Here is a 605-nt window from a genome sequence, read left to right on the forward strand (position 1 = left end):
GCATAAAAATGCTTTTGAATATAAATAATTGCTCGAACAATGTTGTGACATTCATCGCTAAATGCTGACCTTATGTATAACTTATAGATTTTTTCGTAATTCATTTTTTTGTCTCCCTGCCTTTTTTCAATTCGTCCATCGTTAAATTCCTCCATGTATGATCAGTCTTAATTTCTTCCAAAATGAGAATGGTTCTTTGATTTCATATACAACTCGTGCAGTTACACGATTTAATAAATTTTCATCGGAATCAATCGAAATAATTTTTGCATCTGTCTTTGAAGCCCAATGCTTTATTTCGTTCATCAACATTGGATGATTTCTAGCTTCAAATATTTTTATATGTTTCACTTTTTCTCCTCATTAATTCCCGCTTTGCTTTTTTTCATTTGTTTCATTTCCTAAACTTCCTCTTACAAATTGGACAATGGTTCGAGTAAAGAAATTGTCCTTTATCGGCTAATATTTTTAAAAATCCTCTTTTAGTAATGGTTACAGTTCCATTTTAATTGCTTTTGGATTACAGTACCAGCATTCTTTCATCATTCACACCGCCTTATTTAAAATGGTAAATCGTCATCTGAAATATCTATTGGTTTGCTGTT

The 605-nt window shown here is 30.9% G+C and carries 1 protein-coding gene; it reads right to left on the reverse strand.

Annotated elements, in window-relative coordinates:
• Positions 1-141: 141 nt before the first annotated feature.
• Positions 142-351: a hypothetical protein gene (locus FC88_RS07500; protein ID WP_010019123.1), complete on the reverse strand. Its 210-nt coding sequence runs from the start codon at positions 349-351 to the stop codon at positions 142-144.
• Positions 352-605 lie beyond the last annotated feature (254 nt).

It is taken from the genome of Companilactobacillus futsaii JCM 17355, from assembly GCF_001435505.1.
In the GTDB taxonomy this organism is placed as follows: Bacteria; Bacillota; Bacilli; order Lactobacillales; family Lactobacillaceae; genus Companilactobacillus; species Companilactobacillus futsaii.